At 66.2% G+C, this 16673-nt stretch carries 23 protein-coding genes; 6 read left to right on the top strand and 17 right to left on the bottom strand.

Annotated features, from left to right (window positions below):
- Positions 1 to 26: 26 nt before the first annotated feature.
- From ACT53S_RS06470 to ACT53S_RS06460, 3 genes are read right to left on the bottom strand one after another with little or no spacing between them, the layout of a single operon-like run.
- Entirely contained in the window at positions 27 to 236 is a 210-nt protein-coding gene (locus ACT53S_RS06470) for a hypothetical protein (protein WP_476066351.1), read from the bottom strand.
- 25 nt (positions 237 to 261) lie between these two features.
- Positions 262 to 4041 (bottom strand): baseplate multidomain protein megatron, encoded by a 3780-nt coding sequence (locus ACT53S_RS06465; protein ID WP_476066350.1) that lies wholly within the window; start codon positions 4039 to 4041, stop codon positions 262 to 264.
- Positions 4041 to 4595, bottom strand: a complete 555-nt coding sequence (locus ACT53S_RS06460) for an NlpC/P60 family protein (RefSeq protein ID WP_476066349.1) — start codon at positions 4593 to 4595, stop codon at positions 4041 to 4043. Before ACT53S_RS06460 ends, ACT53S_RS06465 begins: the two co-directional genes overlap by 1 nt.
- Between ACT53S_RS06460 and ACT53S_RS06455 the strand changes: the two genes are divergently transcribed.
- Positions 4585 to 4965 carry a hypothetical protein gene (locus ACT53S_RS06455; RefSeq protein WP_476066348.1) on the top strand — a complete coding sequence of 127 codons (381 nt, stop codon included), beginning with the start codon at positions 4585 to 4587 and terminating at the stop codon, positions 4963 to 4965. The genes ACT53S_RS06460 and ACT53S_RS06455 overlap by 11 nt on opposite strands.
- 284 nt (positions 4966 to 5249) lie before the next feature.
- Here ACT53S_RS06455 and ACT53S_RS06450 read toward each other — a convergent pair whose 3' ends face one another.
- From ACT53S_RS06450 to ACT53S_RS06440, 3 genes are all read right to left on the bottom strand, one after another.
- Entirely contained in the window at positions 5250 to 5864 is a 615-nt protein-coding gene (locus tag ACT53S_RS06450) for a heparin lyase I family protein (RefSeq protein ID WP_476066347.1), read from the bottom strand.
- 156 nt (positions 5865 to 6020) lie between these two features.
- Positions 6021 to 6917: a DUF2163 domain-containing protein gene (locus ACT53S_RS06445; RefSeq protein WP_476066346.1), complete on the bottom strand. Its 897-nt coding sequence runs from the start codon at positions 6915 to 6917 to the stop codon at positions 6021 to 6023.
- On the bottom strand, positions 6914 to 7546 hold the full coding sequence (locus ACT53S_RS06440; protein WP_476066345.1) for a phage distal tail protein, Rcc01695 family: 633 nt from the start codon (positions 7544 to 7546) through the stop codon (positions 6914 to 6916). Before ACT53S_RS06440 ends, ACT53S_RS06445 begins: the two co-directional genes overlap by 4 nt.
- A 308-nt stretch (positions 7547 to 7854) precedes the next feature.
- On the opposite strand from ACT53S_RS06440, the gene ACT53S_RS06435 reads away from it, so the two are divergent.
- Both ACT53S_RS06435 and ACT53S_RS06430 read left to right on the top strand, forming a co-directional pair.
- Positions 7855 to 8100, top strand: a complete 246-nt coding sequence (locus tag ACT53S_RS06435) for a type II toxin-antitoxin system VapB family antitoxin (RefSeq protein WP_476066344.1) — start codon at positions 7855 to 7857, stop codon at positions 8098 to 8100.
- Positions 8100 to 8504: a type II toxin-antitoxin system VapC family toxin gene (locus tag ACT53S_RS06430; protein WP_476066343.1), complete on the top strand. Its 405-nt coding sequence runs from the start codon at positions 8100 to 8102 to the stop codon at positions 8502 to 8504. Before ACT53S_RS06435 ends, ACT53S_RS06430 begins: the two co-directional genes overlap by 1 nt.
- Positions 8505 to 8720: 216 nt before the next feature.
- Here the strand turns inward: ACT53S_RS06430 and ACT53S_RS06425 are convergent, their stop codons facing one another.
- Positions 8721 to 9329 carry a phage tail tape measure protein gene (locus ACT53S_RS06425; RefSeq protein WP_476066342.1) on the bottom strand — a complete coding sequence of 203 codons (609 nt, stop codon included), beginning with the start codon at positions 9327 to 9329 and terminating at the stop codon, positions 8721 to 8723.
- A 125-nt stretch (positions 9330 to 9454) separates the two neighbouring features.
- Between ACT53S_RS06425 and ACT53S_RS06420 the strand changes: the two genes are divergently transcribed.
- Together ACT53S_RS06420 and ACT53S_RS06415 are read left to right on the top strand one after the other, a co-directional pair.
- On the top strand, positions 9455 to 9706 hold the full coding sequence (locus tag ACT53S_RS06420; RefSeq protein WP_476066341.1) for a type II toxin-antitoxin system Phd/YefM family antitoxin: 252 nt from the start codon (positions 9455 to 9457) through the stop codon (positions 9704 to 9706).
- A gap of 1 nt (position 9707) precedes the next feature.
- Positions 9708 to 9980, top strand: a complete 273-nt coding sequence (locus tag ACT53S_RS06415; protein WP_476066340.1) for a Txe/YoeB family addiction module toxin — start codon at positions 9708 to 9710, stop codon at positions 9978 to 9980.
- 94 nt (positions 9981 to 10074) lie between these two features.
- Here the strand turns inward: ACT53S_RS06415 and ACT53S_RS06410 are convergent, their stop codons facing one another.
- From ACT53S_RS06410 to ACT53S_RS06400, 3 genes are read right to left on the bottom strand one after another with little or no spacing between them, the layout of a single operon-like run.
- The gene (locus ACT53S_RS06410) at positions 10075 to 10284 is read right to left on the bottom strand and encodes a rcc01693 family protein (protein WP_476066339.1); all 210 of its coding nucleotides are present in this window, start codon (positions 10282 to 10284) and stop codon (positions 10075 to 10077) included.
- The gene (locus ACT53S_RS06405) at positions 10281 to 10718 is read right to left on the bottom strand and encodes a gene transfer agent family protein (RefSeq protein ID WP_476066655.1); all 438 of its coding nucleotides are present in this window, start codon (positions 10716 to 10718) and stop codon (positions 10281 to 10283) included. The genes ACT53S_RS06410 and ACT53S_RS06405 overlap by 4 nt, the downstream gene beginning before the upstream one ends.
- Positions 10719 to 10749: 31 nt before the next feature.
- On the bottom strand, positions 10750 to 11157 hold the full coding sequence (locus ACT53S_RS06400) for a phage major tail protein, TP901-1 family (protein WP_476066338.1): 408 nt from the start codon (positions 11155 to 11157) through the stop codon (positions 10750 to 10752).
- A 183-nt stretch (positions 11158 to 11340) separates the two neighbouring features.
- Between ACT53S_RS06400 and ACT53S_RS06395 the strand changes: the two genes are divergently transcribed.
- Positions 11341 to 12537 carry an MFS transporter gene (locus ACT53S_RS06395; RefSeq protein WP_476066337.1) on the top strand — a complete coding sequence of 399 codons (1197 nt, stop codon included), beginning with the start codon at positions 11341 to 11343 and terminating at the stop codon, positions 12535 to 12537.
- On the opposite strand, the gene ACT53S_RS06390 is transcribed toward ACT53S_RS06395, so the two are convergent.
- The 7 genes from ACT53S_RS06390 to ACT53S_RS06360 form a co-directional block, all read right to left on the bottom strand.
- Entirely contained in the window at positions 12534 to 12971 is a 438-nt protein-coding gene (locus ACT53S_RS06390; protein ID WP_476066336.1) for a HEPN domain-containing protein, read from the bottom strand. The two genes, ACT53S_RS06395 and ACT53S_RS06390, sit on opposite strands and share 4 nt — an antisense overlap.
- Before the next feature lies 1 nt (position 12972).
- The gene (locus ACT53S_RS06385; protein WP_476066335.1) at positions 12973 to 13329 is read right to left on the bottom strand and encodes a nucleotidyltransferase domain-containing protein; all 357 of its coding nucleotides are present in this window, start codon (positions 13327 to 13329) and stop codon (positions 12973 to 12975) included.
- A gap of 101 nt (positions 13330 to 13430) precedes the next feature.
- Positions 13431 to 13841 carry a DUF3168 domain-containing protein gene (locus ACT53S_RS06380; RefSeq protein ID WP_476066334.1) on the bottom strand — a complete coding sequence of 137 codons (411 nt, stop codon included), beginning with the start codon at positions 13839 to 13841 and terminating at the stop codon, positions 13431 to 13433.
- On the bottom strand, positions 13838 to 14068 hold the full coding sequence (locus ACT53S_RS06375) for a hypothetical protein (protein ID WP_476066333.1): 231 nt from the start codon (positions 14066 to 14068) through the stop codon (positions 13838 to 13840). Before ACT53S_RS06375 ends, ACT53S_RS06380 begins: the two co-directional genes overlap by 4 nt.
- On the bottom strand, positions 14065 to 14400 hold the full coding sequence (locus ACT53S_RS06370; RefSeq protein ID WP_476066332.1) for a phage head closure protein: 336 nt from the start codon (positions 14398 to 14400) through the stop codon (positions 14065 to 14067). Before ACT53S_RS06370 ends, ACT53S_RS06375 begins: the two co-directional genes overlap by 4 nt.
- Positions 14400 to 14969: a head-tail connector protein gene (locus tag ACT53S_RS06365; RefSeq protein WP_476066331.1), complete on the bottom strand. Its 570-nt coding sequence runs from the start codon at positions 14967 to 14969 to the stop codon at positions 14400 to 14402. The genes ACT53S_RS06370 and ACT53S_RS06365 overlap by 1 nt, the downstream gene beginning before the upstream one ends.
- Before the next feature lie 417 nt (positions 14970 to 15386).
- A complete protein-coding gene (locus ACT53S_RS06360) occupies positions 15387 to 16673 on the bottom strand; it encodes a phage major capsid protein (protein ID WP_476066654.1) in 1287 nt (428 codons plus the stop codon).

Here is a 16673-nt window from a genome sequence, read left to right as displayed (position 1 = left end):
AAAGGGTGACGTCAACGCGCGCATTCTCACCCACCCACCCCCTTCGTCGCCGACAGCCGCCCATACAGTGCCAGCAAGCCGCCCAGCGTGCCCGCCAGCGTCGTCAGCGCATCCGCCAGCTGCGCTTCTTCGGCACTCCCGAGATCAAAACCCGCATGGCGCAAGAGCGGCGAGCCGATCGCGATCAGCGCGCCCCAGACGGTCTTCGACTGGTACCAAGGCTTCATCTCCAACATGGCTTTCTCCTTCGTGGGTTGATGTTCATCGAATGAAAACAAGCGCTTCGGTCGGAATGCCCGCTGCCAATCGGCCAAGCTGGCGAATGCTGAGCTTGAGGCTCTCCTGCGCGCTTCCGAAATCGGCGAGCTCGTCGGCCGCCGCATAGACGCACTGCGGCGCCGTCACCTCGATCGTCCGGCGCACCACCGCCCCATCGAAGATCTCGACCCGATAGCGCTCCGTCTCCTCGTCGAGCGGAATATCGCCCTCGCTCCAGCCATCGGCATCTCTGCGGCCACGCCGGATCCAGGAGACCAGGACGTTGCCGTCGCCGGTCCTCGCCGCCTTCAGATGCACCGGGGAAAACGGCGTCTCCGCCCTCAGGCCGCCGTCGAAGACATGCGGGCCCGAGAGATCCGTGACGAGCCCCATCGGCTCCAGGATCCAGTTCTGCGCCGCCCCGCGCTCGGCGGTCGCCAGCCCCAAGGGCTTCACCGCCTGATCCAGCGCCACGACATCCGCCCCCGCCTCGGCGCCTGCCACCATCGCATCCTCGGTCCCGGAAAGCCCCCGCAGCAAGCCGGTCAGCCGGAAGCGTCCGGCGACCACCTCCTCGGCGTCAGTGAAAGCCAGAACCTCCCAGCTTCCCGAACCCGATCGAACCGCCAGCAGATTGCTGCCCGCAAACACCGCCGTCCGGCTCGCCGATGACAAAGCTCCCGACAGCAGATCGACCAAGACCCCGTTGGTCCGGTCGAAACGCCCTGTCACCCCCGGCGCCAGCGGCTCCACCAGCGCACCCAGCGTCGCCGGCCGATCGAGCGTCAGGCGCAATCGATAGCCCTCGACCTCCGGCGAACTCGACACGGCAAGCCTGACCCAGGGTTTCGCGTAGGCGGCAACGGAGGCATCGCCGGTCGTCGCGGTCGCCTCCAAACGCGGCAGATCGAGAAACACCGCCGTCGGGTCGAAACCCGCCGCCCCCGGATTGTCCACCGCCCGCCCCGGCTCCACGGCCGCCACCTGCGCCGACACCTTCCCAGCAAAGGCCCTGAGCGTCAGCCGCCGCTCGAAGCCCTCATCGATCTCGCTCACCAGAAACCGCCCCGCCGGTCCTTCCGAGAGCCGCAGCACATCACCCGGCTGCACGGCAATCTCGCCCGGTCCCAGCGCCAGTTGCAGCGTCCGCCGTGCCAGCCGGTTGTCGCGCAGCCAGCCTTCGGCGGCGGCGAGTGCCGTCTCCTCAGGCATGACCGCCGGCAGGTCGCGCGCCAGCTGCCGCTCGGTCGCCGCTTCCACCTTTCGCGAGCGCACGCTCGCTTCGGCATAGTCGGCCGCCGGATCGTAGAAGGTCACCAAGGCTTCCGAGGCGAAATCGCTGTCATGCCCGCGTGTCTCGCTCCACAGCGGCTGGTCCGGGATATCCGCCAGCACGGCAATCTCCCTTGCCGGCAGACTGGCGTTACCGCGCGTGCGAAAGCGAAGTCTCCCGCCATCCTCCACCACATCGATCTGAAACAGTTCGATCAGCGGCTCGATCAGATCGCGTGCCGAGGTCAGGTCCCCCTTCACGTACCCACCCAGATCCCCCGCCACCTGCGACACGTCGAAATCCGCAAACCCGTGATCGGCGAGGATCGCGGCGATCGTGTCAGCCAGGGTCGCGGTGCCGAGACGCCCGTTGAGCCAATGCCCGGTGCGCCAGTTGCGCCCGTCCGCCCAAAGCCCCGTCTCCTGCGGAAAGGCCGGATAAGGCCGGGCATCCCAGCTCCAGACGAAGATCTTTTGCGGATCGACCAGCCCCTCCGGCCGGTCTCCATCCGCCCAATGGGAGAGATGCGCCTCGAGAAAGCGCCGTTGCTGGCTGTCGGATCGCGCGCCGCTGGAAAAATGCGGCCGCCCGCTTTCCGCCGATTTGGCGTCGACGAAGACGTTCGGCTGGTTCGCCCCGCGATCGACCGCACCGCAGCCGAGCTCGGTAAACCAGAACGGCTTCATGCGCGGCGTCCAGGCGGTCGGCGCAGCCTGCTCCACCCCGCCGATCCGGTCGTAATGCCGGTTGCTCCACCAGCTTTCCAGGTCCTTGACCCTGTAGACCCAGGGCTTGCCATAGGCGCCGTCGGTGATCGGCGTTCGCAGCCGTGCCTGCCGGTCGGCCTCGCTGGCGTAATACCAGTCGAAGCCCTCGCCCGCCGTCAGCATGCGGGCAAAGCCCGTGGCATCGTCGGCACTGGTAAATCCATCCGGGCTCTCGGCCTCCAGATCCGCGTCGCGCCAGTCGGCCAGGGGCATGTAATTATCGATGCCCACACCCGAAACATCCGGACTCGCCCAGAGCGGATCGAGATGGAAGAACAGATCACCGGAGCCATCCGCCGGCTGATGGCCGAAATATTCGCTCCAGTCCGCCCCATAGGAGATCGCCGTCTCTGATCCGAGAATACCCCGCACCTCACCCGCCAGCGACACCAGCGCCTCGACGAAGGGAAAGGCGTTTGCCGCATCCCGCACTGTCGTCAGCCCCTTGAGCTCCGACCCGAGCAGAAAGCCGTCCACCCCGCCCGCCTCTTCGGCCAGGTCCGCATAATGCCGGATAAACCGCCGATAGCCGTCCGCGCGGGTCACAAATGTCGAAACCTGCGCCCGCGCCGCCGCCGTCTTGTCGGCGCTCACGGGATGAGCCGAAATCCGTCCGCGCCAGGGATAAGCCGCCTGTTCCGCGCCGCCATAGGGATCGGGCAGCCCGTTGCCCGATGCAATGTCCATCAGAAGAAAGGGATAAAGCGTCACCTTCAGCCCGCGCGCCTTCAGGTCGCGGATCGCCTCGATCACGCTCCGGTCATCCGGCGACCCGCCATAGGCCGGCCCACCGTCATGTCGGCTCACCAGATGCGCCTGGCTTCGAGAAAGCCCCGCCACACGCCAGGCCCGGCTCTCCTGCCGCCGCGTCGAAACCTCCACGCCCGGCAGCACCCGGCATTCACCGGCGCGCAGATCGCTGCCGAACCAGGCCACCACCAGTGCCACCTCTTCGAGATTGGGGCAGAGCGCCTGCAATTCGTCGATCGAGGCCTGCCAATCGCTCGAGGCCACCAGCGTGTTGCGGTTCAGCCAGCGCTTTTCGCCGGATTTCGGCGCATCCGAAACCCGCGTCACCGCATAACCATGCTCGGTCGCACCCGGAATGACCGCCACCGCCCGGATTTGATCTTCCAATTGCCCGACCGAACGCATCACCTCGAACTGCAGCAGCGGAATGCGATTGCCGAAATCATCGAGCGGCAAACGCTCGAACACGACATAAGCGAGCCCACGATAGGCCGGCGCCTTGTCCGCCCCTTGCTTGGCCGCGATCAACGGATCGACCGGCTGGCTCCGCGTGCCGCGATAGACGCGCATCTCGATCTCGGTCAGGTCCAGCTCGCGCCCATCCGCCCAGACGCGCCGCACGCCCGCAATCGGCCCTTCGCAGAGCCCCAGCGCCAGATTGGCGTAATACCGATAGGTCGTCGTGCGCGTGCCGCCGCTCGACTTGCCGCCGCTGCGCTCGGTCACCGCCTCTTCCTCGAAGCGCGTCGCCCAGATCAGCGTGCCACCCAGCCGCGCCGTGCCATAGAGCCGCGGGATCGCCGTGCCCTCGCTCGCACCCGCCAGCCGTGCCGAAGACAGCCGCGCCCCGGTCACCGAGGTCGTGCCGCCGATCAGGCTCCGGTCGATCATGCCGCCGACGGCCGCCCCCGCCGCGCGTCCCAGGATCGCGCCAACCGGCCCGAAGACCGAACCGAGGGCGGCGCCCGCCGCCTGCAACAGGATCGTCGCCATCAGAACACCCTTTCCGGAAACCGATAGATGCCGGCAATCCTGCGCTTCCAGCCCGGCACCAGGGCCGAGCGCGTCACCGCCGATTGCTCATAGGCGTGAATGAAGGCATCGGGAGTGCCGTTTTGCCCGCCGTGCGACAGCAAGTCCGCGCCCGGTCCGGCAACCGCGCCGCCGGCCGAGAAATCCAGGTCACCGGCCGACGCGGCGGCGCCAACCGTCGCATCCGCCATCCGCGCCAAAATCCCCGCATGTTTGGCGGCCAAATGCGGGCGAAAACGAAACAGCACGAGATCGCCCGGCCGGCTCTCCTTAAAGGATCCAACGGCCGAAAAATGCCGCTCCGCCGCGTGAAGCAAGCGCTCCTCGCCCGACCGCTCCGCCCAATCGGGCGCATAGGCCGGAACAACCTCCGGCTCTTCGCCATAAAGCTCCCGCCAGATCCCGCGCACGAGGCCCAGGCAATCGCACCCCACCCCTCTCGTCGCCCCCTGATGCCGATAGGGCGTGCCGATCCAGCTCTCGGCAATGCCGAGCACATGCGCATTGACGGACATGGGAGGCTCCAAGGGAGGTGACGATCTAGCAGGCCAGTACTATGCGGGTGTAAGGGGCTCGCCTCGGAGAACCGACTCGACCTCAAGGCAAGGCACCAGTACAACGCAAACACAGCCCGCCCCGCTGATCAAGACGCTCGAGGTTTCGAACATTCTCGTCGCATTGCTCATCATCCTTAAAGCCGCCTATTGGGGATATACCTTTCCCGTCGAAGACGATGGCCATATCTTTATGATCGCGCTCGGCTTTTTATGCGGCATCATTCTCGCAGCCCTTGTCTGCGGGCTCATTGCGACCGTCATCGAATTGGAAAAGCATCTACGCAAGCTCGCTTCGTTGCGGGAGAACATCTCGGCACCATCAGCGTGACGCAGTCTACCAGTTGCGGTCGACCTGATCGCACTGCACATCCCCCGCAGTTGTGCCCACCGATCTCGAAGCGATGATTGCTGAGCCGACCGAGCACTCTCGCCGTTGCGCAGTCGTCTGGGCCTTAAAGATGCATCGGTAGCCGGAACACGCTGACATTCTTGGTTTCCGGCACGGTCTCGATGGGCCGCAACCGGTTAGGCCAACGACATCAATCAGAATTTGAACCCCTACGGCGCAAAGTTCCGGGAGGGGGATGAGGGGCGGAACCTAGCCCCGCCCCCTCACCGCCGGCTGACCGACCGATAACTCACCTGCTGGGCCGGTCCGACCAGCCCCTTCGTCATGTTCCGATAGAGCCCATACTTGAAGTAAACCGAAGTCGCGCTGGCCGGCACCAGCGCCAGTCCGGTCGCCTTGATCACCGTCTTGCCGTTCACCTTCGCCGTCACCGCGCCGGCCGTCGCGTGCCAGACGAAGGTGTAGCTGAAGGTGTTCCACGACCCCTTGTTTACGGTGACGGGGTATTCGACGAAACTGTCGGTGTCGTGGTTGTTGAGGCAGATCGACAATTCGCCGTCCTCATAGCGGTTGTAGACACTGTCATAGGAGCCGTTGTGCCATTGCCCGAGCGTCTGCTTCGGGCTGAACTCGGGATAGTCGGCGGGAATCTTCAGCTGGAACGCATAAGTATGCGTCGAACCGATCGCATCCTCCGTCGTCACCCGCGCCTCGCAGCGCTCGCGATAGTTCAAGGCGTCGCTGCCATCCGGTCCGTTCCAGTAATCGCCGGCCTTGACGAGGAACGTCTCGACGCCGTTCACCCTGATATAGCGGCTCTCGTCGACCGCCTGGACATAATAGGAATAACCGTTTCCGTCAGGGCAAATGATCTTCATCGCATTACCTTTCATTGCTGCTTGCGGGAAATAGGCAAAGGGATGGGGTAACGGACCTTGTCATCCGAGGCCGCCCCTCATCCGCCGGCCGCATTCCTCCTTCTCCCCGCCTGCGGGGAGGAGGTGCCGGCAGGCGGATGAGGGGCGAAGGCGCCTTCACTCGTACAGCACCCCACCATCATGGGTGCTCGCACCGCTGACATAGGAATAGGCGAAGTCGCTGCCCGGCATATGCGGGAAACCCTGAAAATTCCGCTGGTTGGCGAATTTGGTTCGACAGGTGGAAAAACTCTTGTCGCAGCCGACGGTCAGCGTTACGGCATCGCCAGGCGCGGGTACGGCCTCGAGCGGCAGCCAGAGCCCGATTTCGACCACCCCGTCGACAGCCGACACGCTGTCCTCGATCGCAAACCTGCGCCCGGAGAGCACCCCGCCATCAAACCGCAGATGGCCGAGGCGGAAATGCCCCTCGGCCGCCCCCGCCAGCCCCGAGATCTTCAGCCGGTCCGCCGAGATCACCTCCGCCACCTGGCCACTGCGCCGCCGCCCGGCGAAGCCGAGGTCGACGCCGCATCTCCCATGTCCCAGATCCGCATCGCAGCGGCGGTTGTAGATCCGCCCCTGCGGTTGCTGCAGCCGGTGTGCCACGCTGCGCAGCTCGGCCGAAAAGCCGGCGCCCGCGCGGCGCACCTCGCCGATCTCCTGCACCGACAGCAGCAGATGCTGCTCCTCCGGCGCCTGCCAGTTGACCAAGAACAGCTCGACGCGCGCGCCGTCGTAACGGCCGCTCGCGAGGTCGGCTTCGGTGATCGCGTCGCTCGAAAACCCGCCTTCGATCTCGGCGCCGGGTGCGGCGAGCCCGCTTGCCCCGCGCGCCTCGCTGGCGGCAAAGCCGCTCGCCGGTTCGAACACCGTGCCGTCGAAGCCGAGCACCTGATCATGCTCGGTGAAACCGAGCACGACCCCATCCGTCCGCGTCACCCGCCAGGCGCGGCAGAGCGTCGTCTCCCCGGTCGCGATATGGGCGGCGAGCGCCTCCGGAAGCCGTCTCATGGGATCACCTCGATCAGCGGAATGGAAGGGATGCGTCCGGCCCTGAAGGCGTCGAGATCGATCTCGATGCGATCGGTGTCGAACCTGACAGGCACGTCATACTCAAAACCTGCCCGGATCTCGGCGCCGTCATCAGGCACATGGCCGGCCGCGAAGGTCACGATCCCCGTCGCTGCATCCAGGACAAACCCGTCCTCGCGCTCCACGCCATCGACAGCGATCCGCAGGCTGCCCGCCACCGGCTTCAGCACCGGCCGCCGCTCCACCGCCGCGCCGTCGCCATAGGCCTTGACCAGCGGAAACGCCGCCGTCTCGCCATCGCCCATCCCGAGAAACTGGTCGAGCGCCGTCACCGCCTCGCCCGGCCGCGCCGAGGAAAAATCGACCGGATCGCGAAAGCGAAAGCCATGCAGCTGTCCGCCGCGCGCCTCGAAGAATTCCAGGACCGCATAGAGATCGGCCACCGAGCGCAGCGCCGAGCCGACATCGTAGCGACGTCTCGAAAACCGCCAGCGCCGATTGCGCGCCTCGCGTCCGTTCGACAGAGACACGATATCCGTCTGCCGCCCCGGCCCGCCGCTCGATGTCAGCGACAGACGCAGCGGGAAACGCTGTTCATGAAAGGCCATGGCCGGCTCCGTTCGATGACTTGAAGAAGATGGATGCGTCGAGACGGGCGCACCCCGCCACACGCATCAGAACGCTGGTGCACCAGCTTCCCGCAGCCCTGCGCCACGGCGCCGCTGGGTTAAGCCCTCCCCCTTGTGGGGAGGGTTGGGAGGGGGCTTTCTTGCACGGGCAATTACGGGGAGAAGGCGTTTCGACGGGCAGGATGCGGGGGCTTCGCATCTCCGACCGAACGCCGCATCAGCACGGCCTTGGAAAACCCGTCCCTCTGATCTACATTGGCCAAGCAAAAAATCTACATGGAGCCGCCATGGCCATCAATGTCAACAATCCGGAAGCCGATGCGCTGACGCGACAGTTTGCGCAGATCGCCGGCGTCGGCATCACCGATGCCATCGTCATCGCCATGAAGGAAGCGATCGAACGGCGCAGCCGTGCCGAGACGCCGCTCGAAACAGCGGTCCGCCTCCGAGCCAGATACCAGCTGGTACCGGGGGAGCAGGTGCGCCATCCGCTGCCCCGGCAGATCTTCGATGCGATGTGGGACGAGACCTGATGTTCATCGATGCCTGCGCCATCATCGCGCTCCTGTCGGATGAACCCGAAGCGCAGCGCGTCTCCGATGCGATCGCCTCCGCGCGGCAACCGTTCACGTCGCCGGTCGCCGTTCTCGAAACCGTGCTCGGGCTCGCCCGTCCGGAGAAATTCAATCTGCCCGTTCCCGTGGCCGAAAGCCTCGTCGTCGAATTCCTCGAAGCCCGCGGCATCGAGATTCGCGATCTGCCGCCCGCAGCAGAAACCGTTCGGCTTTCGCTGACGGCCGCCCATCGCTATCGCCAGGGGCGCCACGGCCTCAATCTCGGCGATTGCCTGCACTATGGCTGCGCCAAGTTCCACGGCGTTCCGATCCTCGCCACGGCCGACGAGTTCCGCAGCACCGATCTGGAGGTGGTCCCGTAAGGGAGGACGGCCCATCAGGCGTGTGCAGATGCTCGCAAGCGGCTCGCACACAACCATTCTACCCGCCCTCATCCCGAGGCTCTCACTCCCGAAGAGCCCAGCACTATGGGACACACCCCTGCCTCCTGTGGGGACACGTCATGCAGTGACGGGTGGACCGCAATCTCGCCCCCTACCGCCTACTGCCTACTCCCTGATCGCTGCCGCCTCCCCGCCTCACATCGCCCGCCGCCCGCGCCCGACCGAGCGCGCCAGCATGGCGGTGATCTGCCCTTCGCTGCGGGCAAAACTCGCGGCATCGCTCGCCGTCACCTGGAAATGAATGACCGTTCCCGCCCCCGCCCCGTCGGCGGCCACGCCGAGGGCGCCATCGGCCCCGCGTTTCAGCGGCAGGATCGCTTCCGCCCCCGCCTCGCCCATCAGGCCGGTTGCGCCCGCCATCGGGAAATAGGTGGGTGCGGCGACCACGCCGCCGTCGGCAAAGGGCATCACCCGCCCCGGCACGCCGCCATGGGCAAAGGCGGCCACACCCGTCCCGAGCGCCGAGCCGAGACCGGATGTGAGACTGCCGATCAACCCGCCGGCCGCCTGTCCCACCAGGTTTTCGAGCGGCTTCAGCCCGGCCGAGAGCGCAATGTCGGAGAGCCGCAGGCCGACGGTGCGCAGCACCTCTTCCAGCCCCTTGCCCCCCGTCACGGCGCCAGCCAGCGCCGAGGTCAAAGCGCGCCCGAACCGCGCCGAGCGGCTTTCGAGATCGTCGAGTACGGCCAAGGCGGCAGTCCCATCGAGATCGACGGAAAGTGCCAGAGTGTCGTCGTCGGTCATGGGGTTCTCCTTCTGCCTATTTGGGCTTGATGAAACACGCGACTGCGACACCCAACTCCCGGCGGAGATTGACACCACGCGGAAATCTGTACATATTTACGTACATTGCGCCTGGGAGAGACATCATGGCTCATGTCCGACTGACCGAGTTCCGCCAGAACATCGCCACCCATTTCGACAATGTCATCGCGTCGCGTGCGCCGCTGCTCGTCACCCGTCAGGGCTCGGAGGCCCTGGTCGTGATGGCCGAAGGCGAATATGAAAGCCTCCAGGAAACGCTGCATCTTCTGTCGACGCCGGCAAATGCCGAGCGATTGCGGGAGAGCCTGGATCAGCTCGGCAAAGGTGAGCTGATCGAAACGGATCCGACCCTCTGACATGAACCTGCTCTGGACGGCACACGCCTGGGCGGAATACGAATACTGGCAAGCGTCCGATCCGGCCATGATCGAAAAGATCAACGCGCTGATCCGGGACACGAAGCGATCCCCCTTCCAGGGCCTCGGCAAACCCGAACCGCTCAAGGGCGATCTCAGCGGCTTCTGGTCGCGGCGCATCTTGGGCGAACATCGGCTGGTCTATCGCGTCTCAGGCAAGGACGGCACTCAGCAGATCGAAATCGTTCAGTGCCGATTTCACTATCACAAATAGTGCCTATCGAGCCGGACAGCTGGTCCGCGCCCCCTTCTCCCCGCCTGCGGGGAGAAGGTCCCGGCAGGGGGATGAGGGGCATTCTGCAGCCCCCTCAATCCGGAAACCTCACCATCATCCGGTCCAACTCGCCCCGCGACATCGCGCCCGGCCGATCGAACCCGCCGGCCATGGCAACGAATTCCGGCAGGCTCAGCCGCCAGAACGCCTCCGGTGACAGCCGCAGACGATGGAGCCCGAGCGTCATCGCCGTCTCCCAGGGAAACGGTTTTGGCCCGTCGACCCCGCCGCCTGCGGCCCTCAAGGGGAGGCCGTCGTCTCCGTCCGCTCCGATGGGCCGCGCGCCATGCCGCCGGCAGAACCGTTCCCGCCGCCGGCCGGTGCCAACGTGTCGCCGCCCACCCCGCCCGTCTGAAACGTCACCGTCAGCAGTTCCCCGACGATCGCGGCCGCCCCGGCCACGCCGCCCTCGACCGCCATCTCCGCCACATCGGCGTCGGACATCCGATTTCCCCCGCCGCGCAGACCGCAGGCGAGAATACGGATGAGATCGGCACTTTTCAGTCGCCCGGTCGAAAACCGCGCGGCGAGATCCCCCAGACTTTCCGCCCCGAAGGCCGTTTCCAGCTCCGAAAGCGCCCCCAGCGTCAGGCAGAGAATGCGCCGCTCGCCGTCGATCACCGCCTCCACCTCGCCGCGATGGCGGTTGGCGCGGGCGACCGTCACCGGCTCGCGCATGTCCCGTTCATAACCCCGCATGACCATCCCCTCACAGCGCTGCAAACGATACGGCACCGGCCGATTCCAGCGCGATCTCGAAGGTCATTTCGCCATCGTGATTGCCGGCATACTCCAGCGACGTCACCTGAAACGGCGCCGTCACCGCACCGAAATCCGGGATCACCACCTGGAATGTCAGGATCGAGCCGGCAAAGAAGGCGGCCCGCACCAGGGCATCGGAAGCCTGGTCCTTGAACAGGCCCGATCCAGTGAGTGAGGCTCGGCGCACGCCCGCCCCTTCCAGCAGTTCGCGCCAGCGCCCGGCGCTCTCGCTGTCGGTGATGTCCACCGACTGGGCGTTGAACGCCAGCCGCCTGGCCCTCAGCCCCGCCACCGTAACAAACCCCGCCCCGTCCTCGATCTTCAGCAAGAGATCCTTGCCCCTCTGCGCGCCCATGGCTGCCTCCATTGGTGATGTGTGATTGATCTTTTGGGGAGCGAGGCGCTTGCGAACTCATCTCCCCCCTGGGGGAGATGGCCCGAAGCTTAAAGCCCCCGAACACAAGATTTCGCCCTATCGTCCGGGGCCCGACCAGCCTAGAAGGAACACCCCGCCGCTACCCATTCCCCCGAGACCCTCATGAACATGCCCCGCACCGCCCTCGTCGCCGCGCTCACGGTTTCGCAGATCCTCGGCTGGGGCACGACCTATGAGATGCCGGCGGTGTTCGGGCGGGCCATGGCTGCCGATCTCGGCCTTGCCAACGAGACCGCCTTTGCCGGCCTCACCGTGATGATGCTGGTCATGGCCTTTCTCGGCCCCTGGACCGGCCGGCAGATCGCCCGCCACGGCGCCTCGAAGGTACTCGCCATGGGCTCCGTGCTGATGGCTGCGGGTCTTGCGACCCTTGCGCTCTCCACCGGGCTCGTCCTCTATGCGGTCGCCTGGCTCATCCTCGGCGTCGGCGGCTCCTTCGCGCTGACGGTGCCGGCCTTTGCCGCCGTCGTCGAACGCGAGGGCCGCGATGCGCGCCGCGCCATTGGCATTCTCATGGTCTTCACCGGTTTGTCCTCCGCCGTCTGCTGGCCGCTGCTGACGCTCGCCGGCGAGGCGCTCGGCTGGCGCGGGGCGCTTCTTGCCGCCGCTGCCGTGCAGCTCCTCGTCGTCCTGCCCGTGCATCTCGCCATCGGCCGGATCGCCATCACGCGCTCGGACGAAGACCGTGCGGCCGACGCCGTCGAACCGCTTGATCTCAGCCGTCGCATGGCTGTCGTCGCCTTCCTGCTGATCGCGCTCTCAAGTTCGCTCTCCAGCCTGATGACCTTCGGCCTGTCGCCGCAGCTCCTGCATATCCTCGAGCTCTCGGGCGCCACGCCGGCGCTGGCGCTGCAGCTCGGTTCGCTGCGCGCCGTCTTCGGCATCTCCGCCCGCGCGGTCGATCTGGTGCTCGGCAAACGCACGTCGCCGATCACGACAGGCCTTGCCGGCTCCGCCATGCTGACGGCATCGACGCTGCTCCTGATCTTCTTCTCCGGCACCCCGTCGAGCCTTCTGCTCTTCACCGCGCTTTACGGCTTCGGCTCCGGCGTCAGCGCGCTTGCCCGCGCCACCATGGCCCTGTCCTTCTTCTCCGCCAGCCGCTTCGCCCGCCAGTCGGCCCGCCTCGCTTTGCCGCAAAACCTCGCCAATGCCACCGCCCCGGTGCTGATGACATCCGTCATCGACCGCGCCGGCATCGACGCCGGCCTCGTGCTTGCCACGCTGCTGGCCGCGACAGGCTTTGTCGCGATCCTGGGGCTTGCGGTGATTGCGCGGAAAGGGAGGGTGGAAGGCTAACTCCGCGGCGGGCACGACCTCTCCGCCGGAAGCCGATCAGACGCCACCAAATCGACGCCGAAATGAACCGCAAGATCGGCAAGGATCTCCTGCAATATCGCGATGACGCGCACCAGGTCATCCCTTTCAGCCCGCGCGGGTATGCGCCCCGCATCCTTGGGATACCGATAGGTCGTCGCGAACACGGTCAGGAAAGCGAGCGGTGCAAACCGCACCTTGAACGGATTGCCCTCTGGCAGAAGATCGCGCAAGACGTCGATACGATGCGAATCCCGTCGCTCGGCTCGGATGCCTTCTGACGTTAGAAGCGCCAGCAGCATCTTCTCCGCTGTCTGTTGCGCATGGTACGCGTCATTGCGATTGTCCGCCCCCAGGAGCAGCTGTGCCGCCTCCAGATCCTCGCGGGCCAAGCGCAGCGCGTTGGCGATATGCAACTCAGCGGACAATCCGAATGCCGTCGTCGACGATGTGGCTGGCAGCCGAATTGGCCACGTCAAGATCAGCCTGAAAGTCGGAGAGGCGTGCGACAGAGACGTCCGCATAAACACCGGACCCATCTTGCAGTTTCCATCCGAACAAGGGTGAAAACACCGTCTCGGGCGCATCGTCGGAAACGATCACCTTCAGATCCCAGTCGCTTTGCGGTGTCGCCTGGCCGCGCGCCCGACTGCCATAGAGGATGATATCAACAGGATTGCAGCTCGCGTCGATGCGGGCAAGCAAGGTCGCCAGTTCCGGAAACTGTTCCGGATCTGCCATCCTGCCACCCAGGCGCTCAGCAATTACACCCATCGATCGCTCTCATGAAAAGGCAGTGAAGGATACCGTATCACTCCCTCGGTTTCCAGTGCGCCTTCCAGAGCTCCGGCGCCGCCTGGGGTCGGGGATGATCTTCATTCCACCACCGCCCGAAAACTCGCCTCCGCAACGAACAACCCGGCCTTTACCTCGCGCCGGCTGACCGTGCGCCGATGCCTCCAGTTGACCAGGCAAAATCCGTTCGGCCCCATTGACAGCACCTCCGGCAAGGCCTCCGCCACCCGCCTTGCCTCTGAGACCAAGGCTTCCGCCTCGCGCCGCGATGTCGCGCTCCAGGCCTCCAGCGTCAGCAGGATTTCCGCACCCTCGCCGTCGCCGGTCGAATAATCGCGCGTCTCGACCGCGCCCAGCACGAGAGCGGGAAACCGTTGAGGCCGCACCGCCCGGTCGTTGATCCCGCTCTCGCCGAGCAGCGCGATGAGTGAGGCATCCGCCTTCACCGCCTGTTGAAGCGCCAGCACCAAGGCATTGACCGCATTCGTCATTGTTCATTCCCTTCGCGTCCAACACCATCCCGACCCGTCGCCGGGAGATCGCCGGATGCGCCGCCGCCACCGAGGGACGACAGCCCCACCGGCCCCGCTCCCTCCGTCGTGCCGGCAGCCCGTGCCAGCCGTGCGTTCAGGGCCCGCCGCAACATCTCGCCCAGCACCGCCCCGGTCTCTTCCAGCGCCACGCCGGCCCGCACCCGGCCTGCGGCACCCCGCCTCATCCCGTCACCTCGCGGCAGAGCGCCAGCACAAACCGCCCCGTCTCGTCGAGATCGCGCAGCGCCAGAATGGCAAAAACCCGCGCGCCCTTGCGCAATCTCTGCCCAGGCCTCACATCGGCCCGTGCCCTGAGCGTCACGTGATGCGTGACCTCCGATACCAGCCCCGGCCCCTTCATCTCTTCGGCAAATGTCTTCGGCTCGATCAGCGCCCAGACGCGGGCCACCTCGGCAAAGGTGATCTCCGCCCCGCCCTGCCCGTCCTCCGCGGCCTGAGCCTCTTCCAGCACCAGCCGCGCCGTCAGCCGGCCGGCGTCAACATCGAGAAGCGCCATCACAGCCCCCGCCGGCAAAACGGCGCGATCAGCCGGTCATACCCCGGCGGCACCACCGCCGGCTGGGCATCGGCCGCCACCACGCCCCGGCTGGCGAACATCGCCGCAATATGCAACAGCATCGCCCGCTTCAGCGTGTCGGGAACCTCAGCACCGCCCTCGCCAAAGCCGGCGGAAAACTCGATCTCGATCCCGTTTAGGACCCGCCCGGGCTCCGGCACCTCGCGCAGCCAAAGCCGCGCCGGCCGCGCCTCGCCGTCGAGCAGATGCCCGTCCAGCGCCACGGCCGCCGGCTCCCCCTCGCCGTCATAAACCGTCACCGCCGTCACGGCCCGCACCGGCCCGCGCGGGATCGTGACGATCCCGTCGCCGGGCCAGGCGTCGAGACAAAGCCTGAAATCGCGGCTCGCCAGCACCAGCCCGGTCTCCCGCTCCAGATGTTCGCGCGCCACCGTGATCAGCACGCCGAGGAGCGCATCTTCGTCCTCCGTATCGAGCCGCAGATGCGCCCTGATCTCGGCAAGCGTCAGCGGCTCCACCAAAGGCGGAGTAAGGTCGATGATGGTCATGGAAAGTTCCTTGAAAACAGCGGGCAGCCCCTCACCCTGAGGCGCCGGGCCACGCCCGGCCTCGAAGGGCGAGGCCACAGATGGATCAATGCAGAGGGATGCTTCGAGGCCCTCGCAAGGCGAGGGCACCTCAGCATGAGGGGCCGAACTCCGCGCGGGGGTCACCTCCCCCCATGTGGGGGAGGACGGAAAATCGAAGGCTTAGGCGAGCGCAAGCCGCCTAAACTTCAGATTTTCCAGGTGAGGGGATCAGTTCCGATGGCACGGAGATAACAGACACCTTGGCAAGCCTCCATCGAAGGATCCGTGCTCCGTGCCATCATCACCGACCCCTCACCAACACAATCTGAGGTTTAGCCCTGATCGCTCTCAAGCCCTCGATTTTGTACCCTCTCCCACGAAGGGGAGAGGGGTAGGTCACACCCCGAACTTCACCAACTTGATCGCCTCGAAGTTCTGCACACCGCCGCCGACGCGCTTGGTGGTGTAGAACAGCACATAAGGCTTCGCCGAATAGGGATCGCGCAAGATCCGCACGCCGACGCGATCGACCACGAGGTACCCCGCCCGGAAATCGCCGAAGGCGATCGCGGTGGCATTCGCGGCGATCTCCGGCATGACCTCGGATTCGGCGACCGGAAAGCCCATGAGCGAGGCCGGGTCGCCGGCGCGGGCAGGCGGCGCCCAGAGATAGTTGCCGTCGGCGTCCTTCAGCTTGCGCACCGCCCCTTGCGTGCGCCGGCTCATGACGAAGCTGCCGTTCTGGCGATGCCCCGCCTTCAGCGCGTAGACCGCGTTGATCAAGACGTCCGACGCCCCGCTTGCCGCAAAGGCGCCGGCCGCGCCGGTGGCGATCGTGCCGATCTTGCCCCATTCCCAGGCGTCGTCGGCCACCTGCGTGTAGCTCAAAAAGCCTTTCGGCCGGTTGACGCCGTCGCCGGAGACGAAGGCCTGGCCCTCCTGCTCGGCAAAGGCGATGTCGACTTCCGCCGCGATCCAGGCCTCGATGTCGACGGCCGCATCGTCGAGCAGCGCTTGCGTCGCCGCCGGCATGGCATAGAGCTCCATGGTCGGAAAGGCGAGTTCGGAGAGTTCCGGCGTGCCGGTCTGCGGGCGCGCCGCCGTCTCGGCCACCCAGCCGCTCGCAAAACCCGAAGCCGCAAAGGGCTTCTTCAGCACCGAGCCGGAGACCTGCCGCACGGTTGCCAGTCCGCGGATCGGAGAAATGGCTGACAGCCTGCGGCCGATTTCGCCATCCACCTGCGCCGGCACGAGGTAACCGCCGTCGCCGGAGACACCGGCCGAGAGAGCCTTCTGGTCCAGATCACGCAAGGCCTGGTCGTCACCGCGCCTGACATAGGCCTCGAAGGCCGCCTTGTGTTCGGCCGAAGCCGGATCGTCACGCCCCGGCGAAGCCAGCTGCGGACGCCGCTTCTTCAGCACCAGTTCGTCGAGCAGCCGCGCCTGGTCGTCGATCGCCTTGTTGATCCGCTCGACCTTGTCGCGGGTGACGACGTCGCTCGACAGCTTGTCCTCGATTTCCGCCAACCGCTGGTCGTTGCCCTCCTTGAAGGCCTCGAAGGCGCTCATCAGCTCCTCGAAGGCCGCCGTCACCGTATCGGGTGCCGCCTTCACCTCGAGGGGCACACGCGCCGCCGAAACCGGGCCACCCTCGCCCTTCATCCCCGTCCTCTCGTCCGTCAT

This window comes from Allorhizobium sp. DMC15 (assembly GCF_056314065.1).
Note: the sequence above shows the minus strand (reverse complement) of the source record. Positions and strands in the feature narration are given on the sequence as shown.